General features: G+C 47.5%; 12 protein-coding genes. 7 read left to right on the top strand and 5 right to left on the bottom strand.

Going from position 1 to position 25,387, the window contains the following annotated elements; all coding sequences use genetic code 11:
- Positions 1–20: 20 nt before the first annotated feature.
- The gene (locus QT984_RS18130; protein WP_333056636.1) at positions 21–551 is read right to left on the bottom strand and encodes a hypothetical protein; all 531 of its coding nucleotides are present in this window, start codon (positions 549–551) and stop codon (positions 21–23) included.
- A gap of 1,268 nt (positions 552–1,819) precedes the next feature.
- On the opposite strand from QT984_RS18130, the gene QT984_RS18125 reads away from it, so the two are divergent.
- The 6 genes from QT984_RS18125 (at position 1,820) to QT984_RS18100 (ending at position 16,370) form a co-directional block, all read left to right on the top strand.
- Positions 1,820–10,537: a PAS domain S-box protein gene (locus QT984_RS18125; protein ID WP_333374590.1), complete on the top strand. Its 8,718-nt coding sequence runs from the start codon at positions 1,820–1,822 to the stop codon at positions 10,535–10,537.
- Between the two features lie 3 nt (positions 10,538–10,540).
- On the top strand, positions 10,541–11,617 hold the full coding sequence (locus tag QT984_RS18120) for a response regulator (RefSeq protein ID WP_333056641.1): 1,077 nt from the start codon (positions 10,541–10,543) through the stop codon (positions 11,615–11,617).
- A 56-nt stretch (positions 11,618–11,673) separates the two neighbouring features.
- On the top strand, positions 11,674–12,807 hold the full coding sequence (locus tag QT984_RS18115; protein ID WP_333056644.1) for a hybrid sensor histidine kinase/response regulator: 1,134 nt from the start codon (positions 11,674–11,676) through the stop codon (positions 12,805–12,807).
- Positions 12,808–13,336: 529 nt separating this feature from the next.
- A complete protein-coding gene (locus QT984_RS18110) occupies positions 13,337–13,480 on the top strand; it encodes a hypothetical protein (RefSeq protein ID WP_333056645.1) in 144 nt (47 codons plus the stop codon).
- A 93-nt stretch (positions 13,481–13,573) separates the two neighbouring features.
- On the top strand, positions 13,574–15,205 hold the full coding sequence (locus QT984_RS18105) for a GTP-binding protein (protein WP_333056646.1): 1,632 nt from the start codon (positions 13,574–13,576) through the stop codon (positions 15,203–15,205).
- Between the two features lie 235 nt (positions 15,206–15,440).
- Complete coding sequence (locus QT984_RS18100) at positions 15,441–16,370, top strand: phosphoribulokinase (protein ID WP_333056648.1); 930 nt, start codon at positions 15,441–15,443, stop codon at positions 16,368–16,370.
- 61 nt (positions 16,371–16,431) lie between these two features.
- On the opposite strand, the gene QT984_RS18095 is transcribed toward QT984_RS18100, so the two are convergent.
- Complete coding sequence (locus tag QT984_RS18095; protein WP_333056649.1) at positions 16,432–16,620, bottom strand: hypothetical protein; 189 nt, start codon at positions 16,618–16,620, stop codon at positions 16,432–16,434.
- A gap of 111 nt (positions 16,621–16,731) precedes the next feature.
- Here QT984_RS18095 and QT984_RS18090 point away from each other — a divergent pair, with 111 nt between their 5' ends.
- Entirely contained in the window at positions 16,732–17,712 is a 981-nt protein-coding gene (locus tag QT984_RS18090) for an ABC transporter ATP-binding protein (protein ID WP_333208199.1), read from the top strand.
- Positions 17,713–18,448: 736 nt separating this feature from the next.
- Here QT984_RS18090 and QT984_RS18085 read toward each other — a convergent pair.
- From QT984_RS18085 to iscB, 3 genes are all read right to left on the bottom strand, one after another.
- Positions 18,449–18,664: a hypothetical protein gene (locus QT984_RS18085; protein WP_333056651.1), complete on the bottom strand. Its 216-nt coding sequence runs from the start codon at positions 18,662–18,664 to the stop codon at positions 18,449–18,451.
- A 7-nt stretch (positions 18,665–18,671) separates the two neighbouring features.
- Positions 18,672–23,789, bottom strand: a complete 5,118-nt coding sequence (locus QT984_RS18080; RefSeq protein WP_333374587.1) for a PAS domain S-box protein — start codon at positions 23,787–23,789, stop codon at positions 18,672–18,674.
- A gap of 68 nt (positions 23,790–23,857) precedes the next feature.
- Positions 23,858–25,132, bottom strand: a complete 1,275-nt coding sequence (gene iscB / locus QT984_RS18075) for an RNA-guided endonuclease IscB (RefSeq protein ID WP_333374585.1) — start codon at positions 25,130–25,132, stop codon at positions 23,858–23,860.
- Positions 25,133–25,387 lie beyond the last annotated feature (255 nt).

Genomic DNA, 25,387 nt, shown 5'->3' with positions numbered 1-25,387 from the left:
TGCGGTTACAAAATCCCAAATTAACGGCGTTGATTCAAAAAGCGGCTAGCCATCGACATTGCGTCAGTAATATCTACGTCGCCATCTCCATCTGTATCTAAAAACGTATTCAAAACGGGATTTCCGCCCTGGGCTGGATTTTGGGCGTTGCCGCCGGTTTGTAGCAAATTCAGTATGAGCGGCACCAAAACAGGTATCATCGCCTGCACTGTGGTGTTATTCAAACCAGTTCTTTGGGCTATATCCGTCACTATCTGCGTGAGTTGGCCGGCTCCGAACAAACTCTGTACTGCTTGGGGATTGGGATTTGTACCGCTAAATTGGTTGACAACTTGTTGAGCTTGTGCGTCTCCTGACTGCGATCGCACGTTTTGCAATGCCGATCGCACGTATCCGCCCAAAACCGACATCGCCAACTGAGTCGTACCCGCATCGATGCCCTGGTTGCCGCTCAACTGCTCTACCGCACCGAGAATGTTGCCCAACTGATTGGGACTTGCTTGTTGGTTGGGATTGTCGATCGCGCTCAAAATTTGGTCAAATAGTCCCATAATTTTCGCTCCGTACAGTTGTTTTTCAACTTTAAATTATAGCAACTCCTGTTTTTCAAGATTACCGAAAATAGTTTTGATTTGGGTCTTATAGCAATCATAAATGATTTGTGTAATTCTTGTAGGGTTCTCCCCACGCCCGGTTGCCCCGATGCAGGCTGGGGTAGGCAAAGAAAGGCACTACCCCCTACATATTTTTACAACTGATGCGAGGATTGCAATATAACTCATCTATTGGCGTAGCGACAGCCCTTCAAGAAGCAATCTCATACCATTTTAGATTTTAGATTTTAGATTTTAGATTTGGAATGAATTATGGCCTCAGAGTTGGGAGCACGGGCCTGCACTTGCCTTCTTTTTTGAAACTCGTTTCTCCTCTAACTTCTACTCCATGAATTACGGCCTAGGCGAGATATAGCAACCCTAAATCATTCGCGTAATTATTGTAGGGGCAATCCCACGCCCGGTTGCCCCGATAGATAGGGGGTAGGCAAAGAAAGGCACTACCTACAAATTTACATGAATCATTTAGGATTGCTATATAACTCCGCTTCAAACATTTGTGCCGCTAATTCATCTTTTTTAAGATGTTGCCACTTCCATTTAATTGGGTTCATTTGGGAACAATCTTCTGGCAATAAGAAGATATATGACCCCTGCTTCTCCCACTTTGACCCTAACTGTTGGACTTGCCTTAATCGGTGTATTAAGCCATTGTTTTGTAGGATTATGCTGAGCGTCCAAAAGGTTTAACCTAGCCTCTCTCCAGCGTTCTAATTTTCAAGTAATTCGCTTAGGAAATAAGAGTGTTTGTTCATGGCTTAATCCCACTCCACGAGATATGGCTGGTAGTGTTTTACGCTTAATATCAGAAAAGCCCCAGATGAAAGTAATTAAACGCATCACAACTTCTCACTTGGGGGAATAGCGATCTGTATACTGTAGAATTCCCAGTAATCGTCAAGAGTCAACAAATTTGATCGTTACAGCGCCTTCTCCGAGATTTCACTTAATCCAGTAAAGGGTTGAGGGCAATTCCTGTTTTTATCATCTCATGAAAAGGATGCAAAAGCGTTAGCTTAGCGTGGCAGAAATTCCCTAAGTCATTTCCGGCAAAAGCGAACTGTAAGTAAATATAATATTTAGAGAATGTCGTGCAGCTACGTAACTCTTCTCGTTACTATGGCTGACCCCGGGCTACGCTATCAGCTCATGTGTTTAAGGCGAAATGGTTAAAAAAATAATCAGCAAAAAAACCCTATAAACTCATGTTCATTCGTACTACTGCTCTCACTCCCATAGAACTCAGGACTGCGATCGTGCGAGAGCCCTTGGTGGTTTCGCCGGATACGACGGTGATGGATGCGATCGCCCAAATGAGTGGCGTGCGATCGCTCTGCAACACCCCTAGAACGGCCGAGGGTCAACTCGACGACCTCCACAAGGAGGCGCGATCGAGTTGCGTGTTGGTAGTGGAAAACGAGCAATTGGTCGGCGTACTGACCGAGCGAGACGTGGTGCGGCTGAGTGCCCAGCAGCGTTCCTTGGAGAATTTGGCGCTCCGGGAGGTGATGGCACACCCCGTCGTCACCCTCCGCGAGTCCGCCTTCACCGATTTATTTTTGGCGATTAATCTGCTCCAACAGCACCACATTCGCCATTTGCCCATCGTGGACGAACTCGATCGCCTAGTGGGCCTAGTCACTCACGAAACTCTGCGCCAAATATCTCGACCGATCGACCTGCTGCGGTTGCGTATCGTAGCAGAAGTGATGACCCGCGAAGTGATTTGTGCTGCGCCAGATAGTTCCCTACTGGCGATCGTCCAACTTATGGCAGAGCATCGCGTCAGTTCCGTGATGATTGTGCACCCAGGCAGAATCTCTACTGAACCGCTACAAATTCCAGTGGGGATTATCACCGAGCGGGATATTGTGCAATTTCAGACATTGGGGTTGAAGCTGGAAACCTGTCGGGCTGAGGCGGTGATGAGTGCACCGATTTTTAAGGTCAAGCCAGAGGAGTCGCTCTGGACTGTGCAGCAGATCGTGGAGCAGCGATCGATCCGTCGGTTGGCGGTGACAGGGGAACAAGGGGAGTTACTGGGTATTGTCACCCAGACCAGTTTGCTGCAAGCCCTCAACCCGCTGGAGCTATACAAGCTGGTCCAGAAGTGGGAAGAGAAGGTGGTGCGGCTAGAGGCCCAAAAGGTAGCGCTGCTGGCAAATCGCAACCTTGAGCTCCAGCAACAGGTGGAAGCTCGGACAGCCGCTCTCAACACCAAGGTACAACGAGAGAAATTAGTCGCAGACTTGGCTACCCAAATTCGCTCGTCCCTAAGCCTGCAAACGATTTTGGATACGACTGTGCAGCAGGTGCGGCAAGTGCTCGGCTGCGATCGCGTCAATATTTGGCGGTTTGAAGCCGATCGGGAAATCATTGTCGTGGCGGAATCCACCGACTCGTCCCTGTCTCTGTTGGGCCAACGGGTCAATGAGACCTGCTATAAGCAAGACAATCCTGAGATTTATCGTCAGGGATATGTTCGCGTCGTACCAGATATCTCCACAGCCAACATATCAGACTGTCATCGGCAGATGCTGATCCGCCTCCAGACAAAAGCCAAAATTTTGGTGCCGCTACTGTGTGGCGATGAGTTATGGGGCTTGCTCAATGCCAGCGAAAGCCAGCACCCCCGCGACTGGCAACCGGAAGAAGTTGAACTGATACAAGCCTTATCAGCGCATCTGGCGATCGCCATTGGGCAAGCCACGATCCACCAAAAATTGCAGAATGAACTGGTAAAGCGAGAGCGGATCGAAGCCACCCTGATCGAGAGCGAACAACGCTACGCCTCCCTTGCCGCCGCCGCTCCGGTGGGGATTTTTCGCACCGATGCCGAGGGGCTATGTACCTATGTCAACGATCGCTACTTTCAGATCAGCGGACTCACAACAGGAGCCACTATCGGACAGGGATGGCAACAAGGAGTGCACCCCGACGATCGCGATTGGGTCATTGCCCAATGGGAACAATTCATTCAAGGTAACGACTCTTTTGAACTCGAATATCGCTTTCAACGTCCCGACGGTGAAGTAACGTGGGTTTATGGGCAGTGCGTCGCCGAACTCGATGCCAATGGACATCGGATCGGCTATATAGGCACCATTACCGACATTAGCGATCGCAAACGAACTGAAGTCCGCCTGCAAGAAAGCGAAGAACGCTACGCCAGCCTAGTGGAAGCCGTACCAGTGGGGATTTTCCGCGCCGATGCTAGGGGTAAGTGCATCTATGTTAACGATCGCTGGTTTCAGATCAGCGGACTCACCCCAAAAACCGCTTTCGGGGAAGGATGGCAACAAGGGCTACACCCCGACGATCGCGATCGGGTCATCGCCGAATGGGAGCAATTCATTCAAGGAAATCGCTCTTTCCAACTCGAATACCGCTTTCAACGTCCCGACGGTGCTGTGGCTTGGGTATATGGGCAGTCCGTTCCCGAACTGGATGCAGACGGGCAAGTAGTCGGCTATGTAGGAACTACTACAGACATTAGCGATCGCAAACTTGCCGAAACCGCCCTGATCCAGAGCGAAGCCCACAGCCGAGCCATATTAGCAGCAGTTCCCGACTTCATGTTTCGCATCGGTGCCGATGGTATTTATCGGGGGAGCGTGACAGCCAATCGTCAGCTCGACTTTCTCGGCGGTACAGATTTCGATACCCCAGGTGTGGCGATGGTGGATATGATCTCAGGAGAAATTGCGACGCGACATCTACACCACCTAGAACAAGCCTTACGGACAGGAGAACTGCAAGTTTATGAACAGCAGGTGCACATTGGCCCACGCCTGAAATATGAAGAGGTCAGAGTTGTCAAGAGTGGCGAAGATGAAGCCTTGTTTATGATTCGAGACGTTACGGCTCGCAAACAGGCTGAGCGACAACTCTACCAACTAAACCAACAGCTAGAAGCAAAAGTTGAAGAACGCACCCAAGAGCTTTGGCAAGTCAACAGCCTGCAACGCGCCATCCTCGATTGTGCTGATTACTCCATCATCTCCGTAGACCCAACTGGCATCATCCAGACCTTTAATGCCGCAGCCGAAAGGATGCTGGGTTACAGTGCAGCAGAAGTGGTCGGCAAAGCTACGCCCGCACTCATCCACGATGCAAATGAGGTAATTGACCGGGCATCATCACTCTCTGCTGAACTAGGGCAAAATATTCCTCCCGGCTTTGAGCTTTTTGTTGCCAAAGTACGCCAAGGTATTGTCAGCGAAGAAGAGTGGAGCTATATCCGTAAAGATGGTTCTCGATTTCCTGTGTCGCTATCCATCAGCACCCTCAAGGATGTCAATCAACAAATTATCGGCTTTTTAGGCATCGCCAAAGATATTAGCGATCGCAAACGTGCAGAAGCAGAACTACAGACAGTATCGGATCGCCTCGCTTTGGCGCTCAAATCAGGGGCGATCGGTTGTTGGGACTTCGATCTTGTACAAAACACCGTCTTTTGGGATGAGCGGATGTACGAACTGTACGGTGTCACAAAACAATCTCATTCCCCTCTGCCTTACGACATTTGGGCAAACCGACTACATCCCGAAGACCGCACCGCCACCGAAACATTGCTCCAACAAGCCCTCTTAGGACAAGCAGAATTTGATACCGAGTTTCGAGTGTTGCATCCCGATGGTAGCCTCCACTTTATTAAAGCCTATGGTGTCGTCGTGCCAGATGCCCAAGGCAATCCCCAGAGCATGATTGGGGTCAACTTTGATATTAGCAGAGGCAAACAGGCTGAACTCCAACGACAGCAGTTAATTCAAGAATTATCAGCCTTTAAACAGGCCTTGGATCAGTCTGCAATTGTGGTCATCACCGATCGCCAAGGGGTGATCTCCTACGTCAACGATCCCTTCTGTGCAATCTCTGGCTACTCCCGCGATGAACTCATGGGAAAAACCCATCGCCTAGTCAACTCTGGCTATCATCCCCCTGCATTTTTCCAAGACCTGTGGCAGACCATTACTAGCGGTCATGTTTGGCGCGGTGAAATTTGCAACCAGGCAAAAAACGGTAGCCTGTACTGGGTTGCTAGCACCATTGTCCCCTTTTTGGACGAAGGCGGGCGACCTTTTCAGTATCTAGCCATTCGCTTCGACATTACCGATCGCAAGTTTGCCGAAGCAACGCTTCGGCAGGAAAATACTTTCCGTCAACAAATTGTAGAAAACATGACTGAAGGGCTGTGCGTTTTCTATGAAGTTGAGGAGTTTCCATTTGTCCGCTTCACAGTCTGGAATCAGCAAATGCAAACAATTACGGGTTACACCTTAGAAGAAATTAACCGTCTGGGGTGGTATCACAGCTTGTACCTGAATAATCAAGAATCTCAAAAACAGACGATTGCCGACCTGAAAAAGATACGACAAGGGGGCAACTTAATCGCCGTGGAAAGGGAAATCCGGCGCCCAGATGGACAGTGCCGCACTATCTCCTTTTCCACTTCTATCCTATTGATGGATGATGAACATCTCTATGTGCTTGGCCTGATCCAAGACATTACCGATCGCCAACAGACAGAGCTAGAAAATCGCCTTTTGAAAGAACGCCTCGAATTTCTTCTGGCATCGAGCCCCGCCATGATCTATAGCTGTAAGCCCTATGGCGACTATGGAGCAACCTTCATGAGCAAAAATATCGAAGCCATTTTGGGCTACAAACCAGAAGAATTTTTATCGGAATGTGGCTTCTGGGCTAACCATATTCACCCAGAAGATGCCCCTAGAGTTTTTACACATTTATCGGCTCTATTTGAACACAACACTCATCAGCATGAATATCGATTTTTGCATCGCGATGGTCACTACGTTTGGCTACGGGATGAGCTGCGTCTGCTGCGAGATGAAGAAGGCACGCCAATCGAGATTGTTGGCTATTTTGCAGATATTAGCGATGTCAAACAAACCGAAGAAACCCTAAAACGACAACTGGCAGCAATTGAGGCGGCGATCGACGGCATTGCGATTATGCAAGGAGATACCTACCTCTATTTGAATCAAGCCCATCTAGAATTGTTTGGCTACGAACATCCCCAAGAACTGGTGGGCAAATCTTGGAAACTTTTGTATTCCCAACACGAGTTAGAACGGTTTGAGCGGGAAGTCTTGCCGGTGCTGGGGCGCGATCGCGCTTGGGAGGGAGAGGCGATCGCCACCCGCAAAGATGGCTCTACCTTTGCCGAAGGGCTATCCCTCACCCTCACAGAGGATGGATTATTGATTTGTGTATGCCGCGATATCAGCGATCGCAAACAAATCGAAGCCCAATTAGCAGAGAGTGAAGCTAAATTCCGGCGGCTGGTAGAAGGGGCTAATGATTTGATCTGGTCATGTGAACCCGATGGGATGCTCACTTATTTGTCACCGCAATTCAAGACCATGTTTGGCTGGGACGAGAGTGAATGGATTGGTAAGCCGTTTATATATCTGGTGCATCTAGACGATCGTCCTTTGGTGGTTACTGATTATCGGGAGAATGTCAAACTTGGTAAAAAGTCAAGTGATTATGAGTTCCGACATCGCCACCGAGATGGCAATTATGTCTGGGTGAGAAGCAGCGCCCGACCTGTTATCAATGCTGAAGGGGAATTGATTAGTATCCAGGGAATTATATCGGATATCCGCGATCGCAAACAAGCTGAACTCGCCAGGGAAAGCAGTGAAATCCGCTTCCGCCGTGTGTTTGAGTCCAGTGTGAGCGGCATGATGTTTGCCGATTTTCAGGGGAACATAATCGATGCCAACGATCGCTTCTTAGAGATGGTTGGCTACACTAGGGAGGAACTAAATGCTGGGATGATTCATTGGGATGCCATGACGCCGCCCGAATATGCCCACGCTGATGTTGTAGCGATGGAGCGCCTGATGCAGGAGGGCGCGATCGATTCCTTGGAAAAGGAATACTACCGTAAGGATGGCAGCCGGATTTCTGTGCTGATCGGAGCCGCACTTCTTCCAGGCTCAGAGGATCAAACTATTTGTGTATTAGTAGATATCAGTGATCGCAAACAGGCCCAGAAGGCTTTGCAAGAATCTCAGCAGTTTCTGCAAACGGTACTCGATACCATCCCGCTTTCGGTGTTTTGGAAGAATCGAGAGTCGGTTTTTTTAGGATGCAATCAGCAGTTTGCCAAAACTCTAGGCTTGCCATCTACGACCGAAAGTATAGGTAAAAGAGATTTAGATATTTGCCAGAAAGAAGTCGAGGCGAACGAGTATTGTGCGATGGATCGGCGGTTAATCGAAACGGGTGAAGCTATATTAGGGATCGAAGAAACGCTAACCCTACCCAATGGTAAACCAATATTTCTCGAAACCCACAAGGCTCCCCTGCGAGACTGCTCAGGTAATATTATTGGTCTGGTAGGCACGTTTCAGGATATCACCCATCGCAAAGAAGCCGAACTGAGATTGCAACAACAAGCAAAACAGGAACGTTTGCTGGGAGCGATTACTAAACGGATGCGATCGTCTCTGAATCTGGACGAGATTCTCAATAGCACTGTTGAGGAAATCCATCAGCTATTGCAATCAGACAGAACGCTGGTTTATCGGGTTTTTCCTGAAGGGACGGGGGCTGCCATTGCTGAATCAGTTTCGCCAAATAGGCTTAAGCTTCTGGATATCCTCTTCCCAGAAGAGGTTTTCCCCGAAGAGAACTACGATCGCTATATCCAAGGAAAAGTTTATGCCCTCAACGATAGGGAAGATGAAAATGAGTCAATCTTACCCTGCTTGGTTGAATTCCTCGCAGAAATCCAGGTCAGAGCTAAACTCGTAGTTCCAATTATTCTGAATCAAACCCTCTGGGGGTTGCTGATTGTTCATCAATGCGATATTCCGCGCCAATGGCAAGACTGGGAAATCAATTTACTTAAACAAATTGCTAACCAATTAGCGATCGCAATTCAGCAATCTTACCTCTACGAACAGGTGCAATCAGAGCTGGCTATCCGCAAGGAAACACAAAAGGCGATCGCTTTACAACTGCAACGGCAGCGAACTTTGGGAGAAATCGCCCAGCAAATTCGCGAATCGTTGGATATTAAGGAAATTTTGGCGACTGTGACACAGCAAGTCAAAGAAATCTTGCAAGGCGATCGAATCATCGTAATCCGGCTATGCAATGGCAGAAGTCAAATAGTTGAAGAATCTGTGTTGACCGAGTTTCCCGCGCTCAAAAACCATCACTGGGACGACCAACTGTGGTCTCAAGAAATCCTCAACCACTATTCCCAGGGCAAGCCCCGTATCGTCCCGGATATAATGACCGATATGGGGACTAATTGCTTGGTGGAATACGCAAGCGTTGGTGAAGTCAAGTCCAAAATGGTTGCACCTATCCTGCAAGAAGTCCGAAGCAGCCAAAGCCATAGAGGGGTTGCCCCTGGCCCAACCAACAAGCTCTGGGGGGTTTTAGTCGTCCATGCTTGCCGAGAAAAGCGAGTCTGGCAAGAGTCTGAAGCGCAACTCCTGCAACAAATTGCTAACCAGTTGGCGATCGCGGTTCAACAAGCTAGCCTATTTGAGCAGTTGCAGCAAGAACTCACCGAACGGCAACAAGCCCAGCAGCAACTCACCGAGCGCAACGAACAACTGGCAGTCTCTAACCAAGAACTGGCCCGTGCTACCCGCCTCAAAGACGAATTCCTCGCCAACATGAGCCACGAACTCCGCACCCCCCTCAACGCCATTTTGGGCATGAGCGAGGGGCTACAAGAGCAAGTCTTTGGTATCGTCAATGAACAACAAATCAAAGCTTTACAAACCATCGATCGCAGTAGCTCTCACTTACTAGAGTTAATTAACGACATTTTGGATGTCGCCAAAATTGAATCGGGTCAAATGGAACTCGATTGCACCCCAGTTTCAATCAATCATCTGTGTCAATCCAGTCTGGCATTTATCAAACAACAAGCCCTGCAAAAACGCATCCAGCTAGAGATTAAAGTGCCACTCAATCTGCCCGACTTATTGATTGATGAACGGCGGATGCGCCAAGTCTTGATCAACCTGCTCAACAACGCGGTAAAATTCACTCCTAACGGAGGACGCATCACCCTAGAAGTCAGCCGTCAACAGCCCCGGGCCGACCCAGATTCTGCCGATTCCTCACCCCATTTTTTGGTCAAAGAAACTCTGCAAATTTCCGTCATCGATACAGGTATTGGTATTGCCCCAGAACATATCAACAAACTGTTTCAGCCCTTTATCCAAATCGATGGCGCGCTGAATCGTCAATATGCAGGCACTGGCTTGGGGCTTGCCCTGGTGAAACGTATTGTCGAACTCCACGGCGGGCAGGTGTTGCTCACCAGCACTGTGGGTGTAGGAAGTTGCTTCACGATCGAATTCGAGGGCAGGCACGGGGGCACTGAATTCGAGGGCAGGCACGGGGGCACTGAATTCGAGGGCAGGCACGGGGGCATCGAATTCGAGGGCAGGCACGGGGGCACTGCCCCTACAGGTGCGCCATCCTCTGTTGCCCTGGAATCCCAGACAGAACCCCCCATCGAACCCAGCGGGCCCGAACAGGGAGGCTCTCCCTTAATCTTGGTGGCGGAAGACAATGAAGCCAATATCAGTACGGTGTCGAGCTACTTGAGAGCTAAAGGCTATCGCATTCTCTTGGCGAAGAATGGAGAGGAGGCGATCGCCCTGGCCAAGTCACAAAACCCCAATCTAATTTTGATGGACATTCAAATGCCTGGTATGGATGGCCTAGAAGCTATGCAGCAGATTCGCCTCGATCCTAGGTTAGTCGATGTGCCGATCCTTGCCTTAACTGCCTTAGCCATGACTGCCGATCGCGATCGTTGTCTTGCTGCCGGAGCCAATGATTACCTCACCAAACCCGTTAAGCTGAAGCAATTGGCAAGCACTATTCAACACCTTTTAAATTCCCTGGTAAGATAATTCATGAATGTACCATCTGTTTTGATCGTTGACGACGAACCCGATAATTTTGATGTGATTGAAACTCTCTTGAACGAGCAGGATTATCAATTGCATTACGCTGCCAGCGGGCAAGAGGCGATCGCATCCCTCGACATATTTGATCCGGATCTTATTTTGCTGGATGTCATGATGCCAGGAATAGATGGCATCGAAGTTTGTCGGAAAATCAAAGCCATGTCAAAATGGCAAGCCGTTCCCATCATTATGGTGACAGCATTAAACTCAAAATCCGACCTTGCCCATTGTCTCACTGCGGGCGCTGACGACTTCATTAGTAAACCTGTAAATGCTATTGAACTACGTGCCAGAGTTCACTGTATGCTGCGAATTAAGCACCAGTATGACGACCTGCAAAGCTTACTCAAATTGCGCGAAGATATGGTTAAAATGGTAGTCCACGATTTACGCAATCCCCTGGCTGGCATCTTGCTTGGCTTGGAAATCCTAAAAAGCTTAGAGTATCCTAAAGAACAACAACAAATGCAACTGGAACGAATTTACTCGTCAGCACAAGCAATACAGCTATTAATTGATGATTTATTGCAAATCTATTTACTCGAATCCGGTAAAAATCGTCTCAATTACACTGATATTTATCTGTGCGACCTTATTGAATCTGCTATCTCAAACTTTGAAGGAATCGCTGCTAAAAAAAATCAGTTTATAGTCGCTCAATTGCCAGGACAAAACAGTATAAAAGTCTCGGCTGATGCCACGATGATACATCGAATGCTGGACAATCTCCTCTCGAATGCCATTAAGTTTTCCCCACCCAATAGTCAAATCATAGTGACTGTAGAATTCCTCACATCTGGCAAGGCAAAAATTCAGGTTATCGACTCTGGCCCAGGTGTTCCTGATACATTGCGACAAAAAATTTTTGAGAAATACGAGATTGGAAATCTGATGTCTAATGTCTCTCAAATAGGGTTGGGTTTAGCTTTCTGCAAAATGGTCGTTGAGGCACATGGGGGCGAAATTTGTGTCAGAAACAACCAACCACAAGGAGCAATTTTTGAAATCACTTTGGCCGCATAGCTGACGAGTATCAGATGAAATTATAAAATTTTTACTTTATTGAAATGGTGGCAATTATGTCTCAATTTTCTATCTTAATTGTTGATGATGAGCCGGATAACTTTGATGTGATTGAAACCCTGTTATCAGAGCAGGATTATCAATTGCATTATGCTGCCAGCGGGCAAGAAGCGATCGCATCCCTCGACATATTTGATCCGGATCTTATTTTGCTGGATGTGATGATGCCGGGAATAGACGGCATCGAGATTTGTCGGCAAATCAAAGCCATGTCAAAATGGCAAGCCGTTCCCATCATTATGGTGACAGCATTAAATTCAAAATCAGACCTTGCCCATTGTCTCACTGCCGGTGCTGACGACTTCATCAGTAAACCTGTAAATGCTATTGAACTGCGTGCTCGCGTGCATTCAATGCTCAGAATCAAGGAACAGTATGATAATATCCAGAACTTATACCACATCCAAGAAAATACGCTCAATGTCTTGGACAGCACCCTCAATGAGCTGCGTGGCAACTTAGCTTCTACTCTATCCCACGAACTAAATACGCCCCTCAATGGCATCTTAGGCACGATCGGGTTGCTCAAGGACGATATCGAAAACATGGATATCGCCCAAATCCGTGAGATATTAGGCTGGGCACATGACTCGGCCCGTCGCCTAGAAAAATTAACGAAAAAATTCCTGATTTATTTAGGATTAGAACTATCCGCAAGTCAACAGCACAAGATGGAATCTGCCCGGACTCAATTTGTAGCTTCCGCCATTGAAACCGAGTTGACATACCAGGCTCAGAAGGTCAACCGTAGCAACGATATGTTGTTCACTCTTGAGGAAGCGGATATAGCTCTATCAGACCGATATCTATCAACTATTCTCCATGAATTAATTGATAATGCACTGAAATTCTCCTCACCAGAGACAACTATTAAAGTTAGTAGTCAAGTCCTAGGGGAGATGCTACATTTATCTGTACATGACTCCGGGCGGGGCATGACAGAAGAGCAAATTGCTAAAATAGGTGCCTTCATGCAGTTTGAGCGCAAGAGGTATGAGCAACAGGGCACCGGTATCGGCTTAAAAATTGTCAGGAAAATTGTCGAACTGGCAGGAGGAGAGTTCTCAATTACCAGTATCTATCAAAAGGAAACAACGGTACATCTCACTCTGCCAATTGTCCGCAATTAGCATGAGTTTTTCTATCAAGTCCGGTGGCATCGTTATGGAGATTGAGAAGGAATAAATTTGCTTTGCAGGGAGCGGCAACAGATCAAAAAAGAGGAACTAGCAGGAGAAATATTTGACTCGGAATTAGAGCTTGCTTCTGCGGTAATTCATGGGGTAGAAGGTAAAGAAAAAACCATACACAACCTTACAAAACCTATTAAATTTAACTCGAATCACCCTAATTAATCTTTTGTTACATACTGGCGAATTTTGCCACCGACTTAGTAAGGAATGAGAATTACAGCGGATTCCAGGTTTATAAAGTACACCCCAGAAACCGGGTTTCTTCTGGATTTCTCGCCAGAAACCGGTTTTATTCAAGAAACCCGGTTTCTCTGTACTTCACTTACCTGGAAAGTGCTGTAAATAACTTCCACTCTTGAAAGTGGGATGGGCTCTTATAGCCCGTCCACTCATGACGGGCTATAAGAGCCCATCCCACAATAACAATTAAAATTGTAAGTTATTTAATTCGCGAGCCTAAGTTCTCGTGCAAGCTACAATTGCAGACTGCGGGCGCGATCGCACTTTATCTGCACCCGCTACCACTAAAACCCCGCAAATCGCGCCCGCAGTGCGACAGAATCGGGATTTGCGGGTTCGCGCAGTACCATCGGGCGCTCGGCCATTTTAGATTTTAGATTTTAGATTTTAGATTTGCCATGACTGATGACGATCGGCGTAATGTAAAAATCAAAGTATAACCCTTTTATTTGCCACTCCCCTCATGCCTTTGCCGCGCCTGTTAACCTTAATTGCTGCTTTCTGCCTCGCCCTGGGGCTGATTATTGGGCTGGTGAGTTCCTTAACAGGGCTTTACAGTCAAGTTGCGTTGTCTGCTTCTCCGCTGCTGGCTAATTTGCTGATTTTCCTGATAATTGTACTTTTGGGAACCCTAATTTTTGCGCTGGTTTACTATTTTAGGCTGCTGCAACGCCCCCAGAAAGTTAAGGGAAAACGGCCGATTACTCCGAAGATTCCTGTTGTGAAAAGTGAAGCTGCTTCGGAAAATCTTAAAGCAATTCGGCAACAAGTCGATCGCATTCAAGATGAAGTAGCGCGGCAAGCTTTGCTGTTGAGAGCCCGCGAAATTGAAGCTAGCATGGCTAGGGGCAGCGTTCGAGTAGTTGTTTTCGGCACCGGTTCTGCGGGCAAAACTTCCGCTGTGAATGCGTTGGTGGGGCGGATGGCGGGACAGGTGGGTGCGCCGATGGGAACTACCGAAGTTGGGGAAACTTACACTCTGAAATTGAAAGGAATCGATCGAGAATTAGCAATTACTGATACTCCAGGCATCTTGGAAGCGGGAGTTGCGGGGACTTACAGAGAGGAATTGGCGAGGCAGTTGGCGGCGAGGGCAGATTTGATCTTATTTGTTTTGGACGGTGATTTACGCAAATCCGAGTACGAACCGCTGCGGACTTTGGCGGAAATTGGCAAAAGGTCGATCGTGGTTTTTAATAAAGTTGACCTTTATCCCGACACCGACAGAGATGAAATTCTCGATCAACTGCGGCAGCGAGTCAAAGGTTTTGTATCAGCAATGGATGTAGTAGCAATTAGCGCCAATCCGCAAAAAGTTGTCCTAGAAGACGGCACAATTTTTCAGCCAGACCCGGATATTATGCCATTAATTCGGCGCGTCGCTGCGATTTTGCGAGCCGAAGGCGAAGACTTAATTGCGGACAATATTTTGCTGCAATCTCAGCACTTGGGAGACCAAGCGCGCAAGTTAATTGATGCTCAAAGAAGGCGGCAAGCTGATAAGGCAGTAGAGCGATTTCAGTGGATCGGAGCCGGAGTAATTGCCGTAACGCCTTTGCCAGTTGTGGATTTGTTAGCGACAGCAGCAGTTAACGCTCAAATGGTAGTAGAAATTGCTAAGATTTACGGCTGCGAATTAAATATCGATCGCGCGAAAGAATTGGCATTGTCTCTAGCAAAAACCCTAGCAAGTTTGGGAATAGTTGAAGGGGTAATTCAAGTAGTGTCAAGGGCGCTGCAATTAAGCGTAGCGGGGTTTGTACTTGGCAAAGCAATTCAAGCAGTTAGTGCGGCTTATTTAACTAGAATTGCTGGTAAAAGTTTTATTGAATATTTCCGCCATGACCAAGATTGGGGCGATGGTGGCATCGCCGAAGTTGTACAAAGGCAGTTTCAGTTAAATAGGAAGGACGAGTTTGTCAAAGCATTTGTCAAAGATGCGATCGCCCGCGTTGTCGAACCTTTGAACATTTATCAGCAGGAATCGGAACCTGAATTAGAAATGTCAGCCGAATTGGAAGCAGAACCTTTGTATCAGCCACCACAACAAGACGATTGGGAAACTTACAGCAACAAACGAAACGATGACTGGTAATGGGCAAAACAGGGAATTGGGCAAACAGGGAATTGAGAATTGGGTAATTACGATCGTTCAATGAGATGTTCCCTGAGTATGCTTTGTTGAATTTTATTAAGAAATTTTACAATAATTTTACACAGGGGGGAGACTCCGGGGGGAGCAAGTCAAACCGAGCGATCGGATGGAACACAATTTTGATAAGATTGAAGATTGACAACAAAATTTGCTATTGTGCGTCCGGGTAAAAACAATGAGCGATCGACCAATTATTCTCGGTATTGTCGGAGACAGCGCAGCGGGCAAAACCACCCTGACGCGGGGAATTGCCCAAGTATTGGGACCAGAAAATGTCACTGTGATTTGCACTGACGACTATCATCGCTACGACAGAAAGCAGCGGACCGAAATCGGAATCACAGCATTGCATCCCGACTGCAATTATCTCGATATCATGCAGCAGCACCTTAGCCTGCTGCGTACCGGACAAGCAATTCTCAAACCCATCTACAACCACACGACAGGTACATTTGACCCGCCGGAATATATCAAGCCCAGCAAATTTGTCATAGTTGAAGGTTTGCTGGGTTACGCAACCCGAACAATCCGCGATTCTTACGACGTAAAAGTGTATCTTGCTCCTCCCGAAGAGTTGCGAACTCAGTGGAAAGTTAAGCGCGATGTCATGAAGCGCGGTTATACTGAAGAACAGGTGCTTGCAGAAATAAAAAAACGGGAACCAGACTCTGAAGACTTTATTCGTCCTCAGCGCAAATCGGCCGACGTTGTAGTTAGTTTTTACCCGCCCGAAGCGGAAAATGAATCAAATTTGAGCGTCCGTTTAGTGCTCAGACCGACAATTCCTCACCCTGATTTTACTGAAATTTTAGGTCGAGGCAGCGAGAGTTTTAAACCTGCAATTCGCTTGGGACTCGATCGGGATATGGGCAAACCTGTTGACGTTTTGGAAGTAGACTCCCACGCTACCAGCGAGCAAGTAAACGAACTGGAAATGATGTTGTGCGGCGAGTTGCCCCACCTGCGGGGATTTTGTTCCGCCCAAGGCAACCCGGAAATTGGCAAACTGATCGGCACAACTGGCGAAGTTTTGCAAAGTTACCCGCTAGCTTTGACGCAGTTGCTGGTTGCATATCACATGATGAAAGCAATTCATGTGTATTAGTTAGTTGGCAGTTAGCAGTTGTTGGTTGTTAGTTGTTATTGCAATGATTAATAACCAATAACTAATGTACTCGCAAAGTCTGGTTAACAGTGCCTAATTGCTGAAGTGGCATGGAGACTGGCAACTGACTTTGAGGTGCGGGCACCATTTCGCCTCGGAAGTCAAGGAGGGTAACAAGGAGCAGGTAGGCAACTGCTAAAACTATAGAAATCACTCCAGTGATAATAGCAACAAGTTTTGAACGTTCCATAATTGAGAAAATTTTAACTACAGCTAATATTAGTTTAACATTAAAAATAGCAATTATTACTTAACTTATGCAATAGAATATAATCAGGTGCTAGTTATTTCTCTGACAAAAATGGAACCTCTTGTAGATGCGCCAACTTCCATCGAGATGCCCAGAGCTACCCCAGTGGTGGAAACATTTAATCTGGGGAAGTTCTACCGTACTGGCTTCTGGATGAATGAAAAAATTGAATCGCTCAAAAATTGCACTCTGACTATCTCTGAGGGGGAAACTTTTGGGTTGTTAGGGCAAAATGGAGCGGGGAAAACTACGCTGCTGAAAACTTTGCTGGGTATAGTGCGGCCCACTTCTGGCCGGGCGCTGCTGTTGGGGAGGCCTTTGGGCGATCGCACTGTGAAGCAGCGAGTCGGCTATTTGCCAGAAAATCCCTATTTTTACGATTATCTCACGGGTTGGGAATTCTTGCAATTTGCGGCGGGGTTATTTCAAATTCCCTCCTCGATTCAGCGACAGCGAATTCCCAATTTGCTAGACTTAGTTGGGCTATCTCAATCGGCGGCAATTAAAAAACAGTTGCGCCAGTATTCTAAGGGAATGCTGCAACGGATCGGCATGGCTCAAGCTTTGATTAACAATCCAGATGTGGTATTTTTAGATGAGCCGATGTCTGGTTTAGATCCGATGGGACGCTATCAGATGCGGGAGATAATTTTATCGCTGAAAAATCAAGGAAAAACAATTTTTTTTAATTCGCATATATTGTCGGATGTGGAGAAGATTTGCGATCGAGTGGCAATTTTGGCTAAGGGTGAATTAATCTGCATGGGTGCGATCGATGAACTTTTGGGTAATACTGAAACTTACCGGGTTGAAGGTAGGGGAGGCCACTTGAATATCCTGCAAAAATGGATACCGGATATGGAAGTTGATAATGATTTGTGGTACGGTCATTTGCAGGGCGATCCGAAGGAGTTTATTTCTAGTCTGAGCGGTACGGGAGGGCAGTTAATTGGGATGAATTTGGCTAAGCCTAGTTTGGAAGAGTTTTTTATGCAGCAACTGCAAGAAAGAGGGATTTATTCTAGTGGTTGAAGTATAGCCTTTTGAGTTCTCATAGGAGGTACTCATGGGCATAGGGCATACCTCACTTTTTTTGAGAAAGGCTATATCTTAAAAGACGTAGATTGGGATTGATGGTGGCGCGGGGGCGGGTTTACGAGATTGTGGGTTTTGGGCAATTACAGCATATTCCATGTATATGCGGTACACACAATCTTGTCGTAAGCATCGGTGCGTCGCCACCAGTCAATCTGCAAGTTTCATTAAACATGAGCAGATCCGCACCCTACATAACTACAAGATTTAATATCATACAAATCCGAATCAAAATGTACAGGTTATATTATGTCCGGTAGCATCTATGATGTCGCACCATTCCTGTGGAACCTGTAGGGGCCCGTGAGCCAATAGCTTGAAAAGTTGCAGACAGGTTAAATAAACCCACCCCAACCTACCCAAAAACCCTTTATTGACGGCCGGTGCAACATCTCAGATAGCCAGCGGGGACGGGTTTATGAGATTGTAGATTATGGGCAATTATTATTGGTGAACCCGCCCCTACAAGATTTAACATCATACAAATCGGAATCAAACGGAAATGATATTATTTGTGTGTTCGTCGCACCCGATCGCCCTAATGCAAATTTGTTAACTTGGCTAAAACTGATATCTTGCACCATTCTCAATTAGCCGTAGGGGCGGGTTCGCCAACAGCCTTAAAGCTTGCAAATAGGTTCTATAAACCCGCCCAACCCCACGAAAAATCCTCTTATTGATATTGTTGCAAGATGTCAGCTAAAACGGTGGCGAAGAGAGCGGGTTCGATCGGCTTTGTTAAGTGTTCGTTGTAACCAGCGGCGATCGCCCGATCGCGGTCTTGTTCGCTAGCATAAGCTGTCAGCGCCACGGCCGGCAAGCGCTTGATTTTGTCGGATGCGGACGATCGCACTGTGCGGATCGGCGAGTAGCCGTCCTCAACCAGCATAGCGATATCACGGACTAAAATATCCGGCGGCGACTCCTCTCAACTGCCCCTTCTTACTCCGAGGCTGTTTGAGTGGCAGTGTCACCGTAAATGTCGCACCCTTGTCTTTACCGGGACTTTCCGCAGTCACAGTGCCCCCGTGGAGTTGCACCAAGTGCTCGACGATCGCCAATCCCAGTCCCAAACCGCTGTCAGCCCTAGTTTTCGAGGCGTCTGCTTGTCGGAAGCGATCGAACACGTAGGGCAGAAACTCAGCAGGAATGCCCTTTCCGGTATCGCTGACAGTAATTTGCACGTAATTGGGTGATGAAGAATCGCTAACAGCCACCGCAGACAAGCGCACTTGCACATTTCCCCCCGAAGGCGTAAACTTGACGGCGTTAGTCAGCAAATTCCACACTACCTGCTGCAACCTCTGGGCGTCGCCCCACATCAAGCTGACTGCGGGGTCAAGTTCTAACGAAACGGTGACAGACTTGGCATCGGCTGCCAAACGAACTGAATTATTAGCCGCCTCGATCGTCCTTACCATGTAGAACCAGCCGGGTTTCAGAACCAGTTTGCCTTGAATAATCCGGGAAACATCGAGCAAATCTTCCACTAGCTGGATCTGCACCTTCGACTGACGCTCAATGGCTTCCAAACCCGAAGCTAATTTATCTTGGTTGTTGGGGTGGGCGCGCAGGATCTGTGCCCACCCCTGAATCACATTTAAAGGCGTTCGCAATTCGTGGGAAAGAGAGTCTAGAAACTCGTCTTTCCGGCGGCTGATAGCTTCTGCTTCCGCCCGCGCGGCTTGTTCGCGCTCGAGCAACTGAGCGCGCCCGGCCTCGACTTGCTTGCGATCGCTGATGTCGGCGACGATCGACATACAGTTGATATTGCCGTTGCTGTCGCGGACTGGAGTTGCCCACAAACTGATGTCGATCGAGCTGCCGTCTTTCCTTTGGCGGTAGGTTTCCATGCCCGCGATCGCCTTTCCAGCGCGAATTCTTTTCAAATTAGCCGTGAATTCCTCCCGCTTGTCTGCGGGAACGCAGGGCACAAATTGACCTACCGCTTCTGATTCATTCCAGCCAAAAATCCTCTCGGCGGCTGGGTTCCACATTTTCACAGTGCCGTCGTCGCAGTCCAAAACGGTAATTGCTAGGGGACAAGCCTGAATCAAGGCTTCTAAAGTTTGATGGATGTGCGATCGCGCTGCTTCTGCTTCTTTGCGATCGCTGATATCGACGTTCACCCCGATCATCCGCCAAGGCAAACCGCGATCGTCCTGAAACACCTTAGCCCTGCAAGCAATCCAGCCCACGCTTTTGTCCGGGCGGCAAATGCGGAACTCTATGTTTAATTCCTCCCCGGAAGCTGTCGCAGCTTGCACCTGCTGTTGAGTCAAAGTGCGATCGTCTGGATGCACCATTTCCACCCAAGTTTGATAGCTGTCGATACCGCCTGCAGGCAGCCCGTACAAAGCCTCTAACTCCGGCGTACAGGCGACCTCGTTGGTTTGGATGTTCAATTCAAAACTTCCGATTTTGCCTGCTTGCTGAGCGATTTGCAGCCGTTGTTGATTCTTTTTGAGTTCTGCTTCCACCCGCGAGATTTCGGTCAAGTCGATGTAGAATGCGACGATCGTCTCTGGTTCGCGGTTGTCCGCGCACAGAGTGGTTCCGCCCATCAGAATCGGCACGCGACTGCCATCTTTGCGGATATACTCTTTCTTGAAAGGAGTTGCGACTCCCTGAACCCGCAGTTCCCCGGCCGCTAAGGCGTCGAGATGCAGGTATTCGGGGGGGGTCATTCTGTCCCACCGTATTTTACCGGAGAGCAAGTCTGAGCGGGTGTAGCCGATCATGTTGAGCAGGGATTGGTTGGCGTAGGCGATGCGGCCGCTAAAATCGCCGATCGCAACTCCGAAAATATTTGACTCGAACAGCCGCCGGAATATGGCTTCGCTTTGCTGCATTACCCGTTTTGCTTGGTTGCGATCGGTAATTTCGGCAATCACGGTGCTGACTCCCAGGAGTGTTCCTGATTGATCGCTCACGGGGTAAAAGCTGATTTGCCAATCCCGCAAAACTCCTGGCTGTTGCTTGGTTTCTGCCTTAATTTCCAAGTCGAGCACGGGGGTTTGTGTCGCCAGCACTTGGCGGTAAATTCGCTCTACAATATCTGCCATTTCGGGAATTACTTCTCTAACGGTGCGCCCGATGTGTTCTGGGATCGATCGGCCGTTGATCGCAGCGAGGCATTCGTTCAGGCGGATGTAGCGCAAATTTGTATCGACAAAGCACAGCCCGACTGGTGTGGTTTTGTAAACTAAGTCTAGTTCTGCTAGTTGGCGGCGAATGCGTATTTCGTTTTCTCGAAGTTGATTTTGGGCTTGTTTGCGATCGGTGATATCTAGTACGAAGAATGCTCCTTTGTCTGTGCATCCTTGGAAGTTTCCGCCGCCGACTAAAACTGGGAACCGCGTGCCGTCTTTGCGGATGTATTCTTTTTCAAAAGGCGCGCAACTTCCTGATGCTTCGACTTGCGCGAGGGCAATGCGATCGAGTTCTAGATATTCTGGCGCCGTTAGTTCTAACCAGCGGATCTGTCCCGAAACTAAGTCTTCCCTCGTATATCCGATCATTTCCAGCAAGGCGTCGTTAGCGTCAGTAACTTCCCCGTTGCCATCCCAGAAACCGATGCCTATCATGTTAGATTCTACCACACTGCGGAAGCGCATTTCGCTTTCCCGCAAAGCTAATTCTGTTTGTTTTGCTGCGGTAATATCTGTGATAATTAGGCCAACTCCGATTATTTCTCCCATTTCATTTTTCACTGGGTAGTAGTTGGCTACCCAGTAGCCGAAATATCCTGGTTTTCCATCAGGTTCGCCGCTAAATTCTATGTTTAAAACAGGCTGACCGGTGTCTAAAACTTGCTGAATAATCGGGGCAAATTTGGCGGCGGATTCTGGCAACAATTGCCGGAAATCTTGGCCGATATGCTGTTCGGCGGGCAAACCGTGGAGTTCTGCTAAGACTTTATTGATACGGATGAAGCGCATTTCGCGATCCAGAAAGCAAATGGCTAGGGGAGATGCTTCTAACAGCGCGTCAATTAAGGCAAAGGATTGCGATGTTTGAGATAGTGCTTGTTGCGCTTCTGCGTAAAGTCTGGCGTTGTCTAGGGCGATCGCCACGCGGTATGCTAAATCTTCTAGCATTGCCATGTCTTCTGCACTGTAGCGGCGGCCAAACTTTGAGGTAAAGCAAGTGATGGAACCCATTACCCGCCCGCGAGCTCTCAGCGGTACGCAAGCGTGAGATCCGATATTGAGCGATCGCAATATTTCCAATTCTGCTGCATTTTCGGCTCCTGCTGCTAAAATCTCCTCATCCACTTCGGCAATTAGTTCGGATTTGCCGCAGCGGATTACCAGCGGATAGCCGTTAACAGCATTTTCGGCGATCGAACTGCGGATGCTGAAGTTATTAATAGTCTCAACTGTGGAGGGTTCTGCGTGAGCCACAGCGACTAGACGCACTTTTGACCCCGTTTCGGTCAAATGAATGCAGCACCCATCCGCGATCGAATTTATTGCTAATTCGGCTACCTTTTGCAGCACCGTTTCCCCGTCAAACGCATCAGCCAGCATTTTGCTGACTTCTGCTAAAAATGCCGACCGCTGCTGTTCTATTTCCGCTTTTTCCCTTGCTGTTTGCTCAATTGTTAACTGCAATCTTTGAGTTTCCGCAAGTTTTATTTCTGTGATATCGCGGGCGACAATTAAGGCTGATTCTGGTACGCCATTTTTGTCAAATTCTGGAACTACGCGGGATTGATAACTTCGGATGCCGTTGATTGAGAAAGCCTGAAATTCTACAATTTCTTCTTGACCTGTTTCTAACACTTTGTGCAGGGTTTCATCCCACATCTGGCACTGTTCCGGCGGTATTCCTATTTCTTGACTGGTTTTACCAAGGAAGAATGAAATTGGTTTTCCTTGGCTTCTTTCAACGGCTTGATTGACATAAATATAACGCAGCTCTTTGTCAGTGCGGATAATTATATCTGGCGTATTTTCTAGCAGTGTTCTCAGTTGCTGTTCGCTATTTGCCAAAGCTGCTTGCGCTTGTTGTCTTTCCGTGACATCTCTCACCGTACCCACGTATCCGATGAGTTCGCCGGAGTCGGAAAACATCGGCGAGGAACAAACGTTAATCCAGCGCACAATCCCCTCTGGTGTTTGCAGGCGATACTCGATCGCATATTCCCCACCTTGCCGAGTATAATCCAGCCATCGGCTCAATACGCGATCGCTGTCTTCCGGGTGAATGCACTTCTCCCAACCGTCTCCTAAAAGTTCTGTCAAACTCAAGCCGCAAATAGCCTGACAGCGTGGGTTTGCATAGGTGTAGCGCCCCTGGGAATCGGCCATAAAAATGCCGACAGGCGAACAGGAACTTAAACAGCGAAATCGTTCTTCTTGAGCTTGCAGCGCTTCTTTAGCTACTGTCAGTTCTGCTGTGCGTTCTTTGACGCGAGTTTCTAGGTTAGTGTAGGATAATGCTAGGGCTATTTCCGCTTTTTGGCGGTCAGTAATATCGATGCCAGTTCCTATCACATATTCTACCAAACCATCGCCATCTAAAGTTACAGTGTTACACCAAGAAATTAAGCGCTTATCCCCATTCTTTGTGCGCCAATAATTTTGATACTCGCTGTTAAAATTTTCAACTTTTAATTGTCTAAAAATTGTTTTTACTGGCTCTACTTCTTCGGAGATCAAGAACACATCCCAAACACATTTATTGAGCACTTCTGCTGTCGAGTAGCCTGTTGTTTTTTCGCAAGCTTGGTTAAAGCGCACAATCCGTCCTTGGTTGTCTAGGACTACAATTAAGCAAGCCGTCGTGTCAATTACTTTGGAAATAATATTACGTTCAATTTCTATTTCTGGTTCTGCGAACTTTAAGCCAGCATACCAAGCGATAACCGCAGCGGCAAAAAGTAAGATTGCAGGAACTTCCTCGAAGAAAAAAAGTAACAGAGTTGTCAGCAGTAAAGCCGTGCCGGCACTAAATGTAGCAATACTGTAAGATTTAATGGGTAAGGGCAAGACCTGAAACCGACTCATTTTGGTTGACCTGTAGCGATGGCGCGATCGGATCAAATCTAATCGCTTATTCAGTGGACAAAAGTGGATTATGCGGCATAACTGTATCCATCGACTCTATGAACCCCAAGGCAATATTTAGCCCTAACGGGGCTAACCTTGCCCACCTGTGTAACCATTTCAAACACCCCCGTTGCGCGAACACTTAAGCGCCCAACATGAGTTCCGGCAAATTTCCCAGTAGGCAAAATAGCACGAATTATATCGCCAGTTTGAAAGCCAAAAAAAGCTTTCTGTCTAGTACGATGTCTGATGGGAAACCCATATTTGTTAGTCGTGCACATTCGGCGAGTTCCCCATCCTTTTGCAGTTATCAGTAAGGGCTTGGTAATTTTTATCGACAACTTTTCCACCACGCCAACACAAGCAGCGTCTAAGTAGTGACGCTTTTGAACACCTAATTTGACGCGATTGAATTTGGTTCGGCCACCAGTCCCAAGGGAGACTGGCAATCCAGTTTCTTTAAGCCTTTGATACAATGACCATCGGGTAGAGTTAACCGCAGCAGCATCTTTTAATGGTAATTTTGAAGCGGCTAAAATCCGCCTGAGAACATCAGGTTTCTTACTTAGGAATTTCTCAATTGGGTCATTTCCTTTTTTCTGGTTGCAATCATGGCAAGCCAAGGTAAGGTTGCTAACCCGATTTGTCCCCCCTTTGCTCGACGCCAAAATATGCTCAATTTCTAACCGAGTATTTTCTACTCCACAGTAAGCGCATTTCCTTCCCCATTTTGCTAACAAATATTCCTTGACTTCAAACCCTGCTAACTCGCCTCTTTGATACTCTGTACCACTGATTTCCGGGTTCATCAAAGCTTGCGTATCAAACCGTACTAACTCCTGAGAAATACCCGTAATAGGCGCCCACTTTATGAGCCTATTCACCCAAGTTAGAGTAGTTTTCACTCGATGATCTAGCGTCGGAGCTAACCAGCCTTTTTTACGGGTTCTATTGAGAAATCGTGGTTGACGATAACGAGTTTTACGATGCCGCCGATTACGACGAATGGCTCTGCGGGATTCCAATGAATCTTTGATCGCTTGCCCACGATGGGTTAATTCAGCACCCCAGATAACCGCATCATTCGAGAGTAATGCTAGGCCAGTAGTTTTAGATCCCGGGTCTATTTTTAACTGGATAGGCTGAGTTATTTCTGCTGATACAGTTTTTAAGATGATCGTAAAAGGAAAGTGACGAAAAACGGCAGCTTTTCTTTGGGTAAGAAGTAAACGAGCTAACCCTGGATGAACAGGATTAAGGGGGCGTTTGTTGGTGTCAATAACAAAGACAAAGTTGGACATCTTATTTAAAACTCTGATTGCTCAGGTAATTTTTTCCTCGTCAAAGTTACTCCGGCTTGTTTGGCTCAACTCACTTCCTTAGCTAAATACAGATGTTTAAAGTTGAACGACAGAGCAAAAAGCTGGAAAGCACTTTTTGGTGTCTTGACCGGAGTAACGTAGCTATTTGCTGAGACTGGCTATCTCTCACCAAATGCACGGCTTGTCCAGTGTTGTTTAGTGTTTAGCCGATAGCACTATTGCTTATGTCGATGA

The organism is Microcoleus sp. Z1_B2, assembly GCF_036700325.1.
Classification (GTDB): Bacteria; Cyanobacteriota; Cyanobacteriia; order Cyanobacteriales; family Microcoleaceae; genus Microcoleus.
This window is presented reverse-complemented; position numbering and strand designations above follow the sequence as displayed.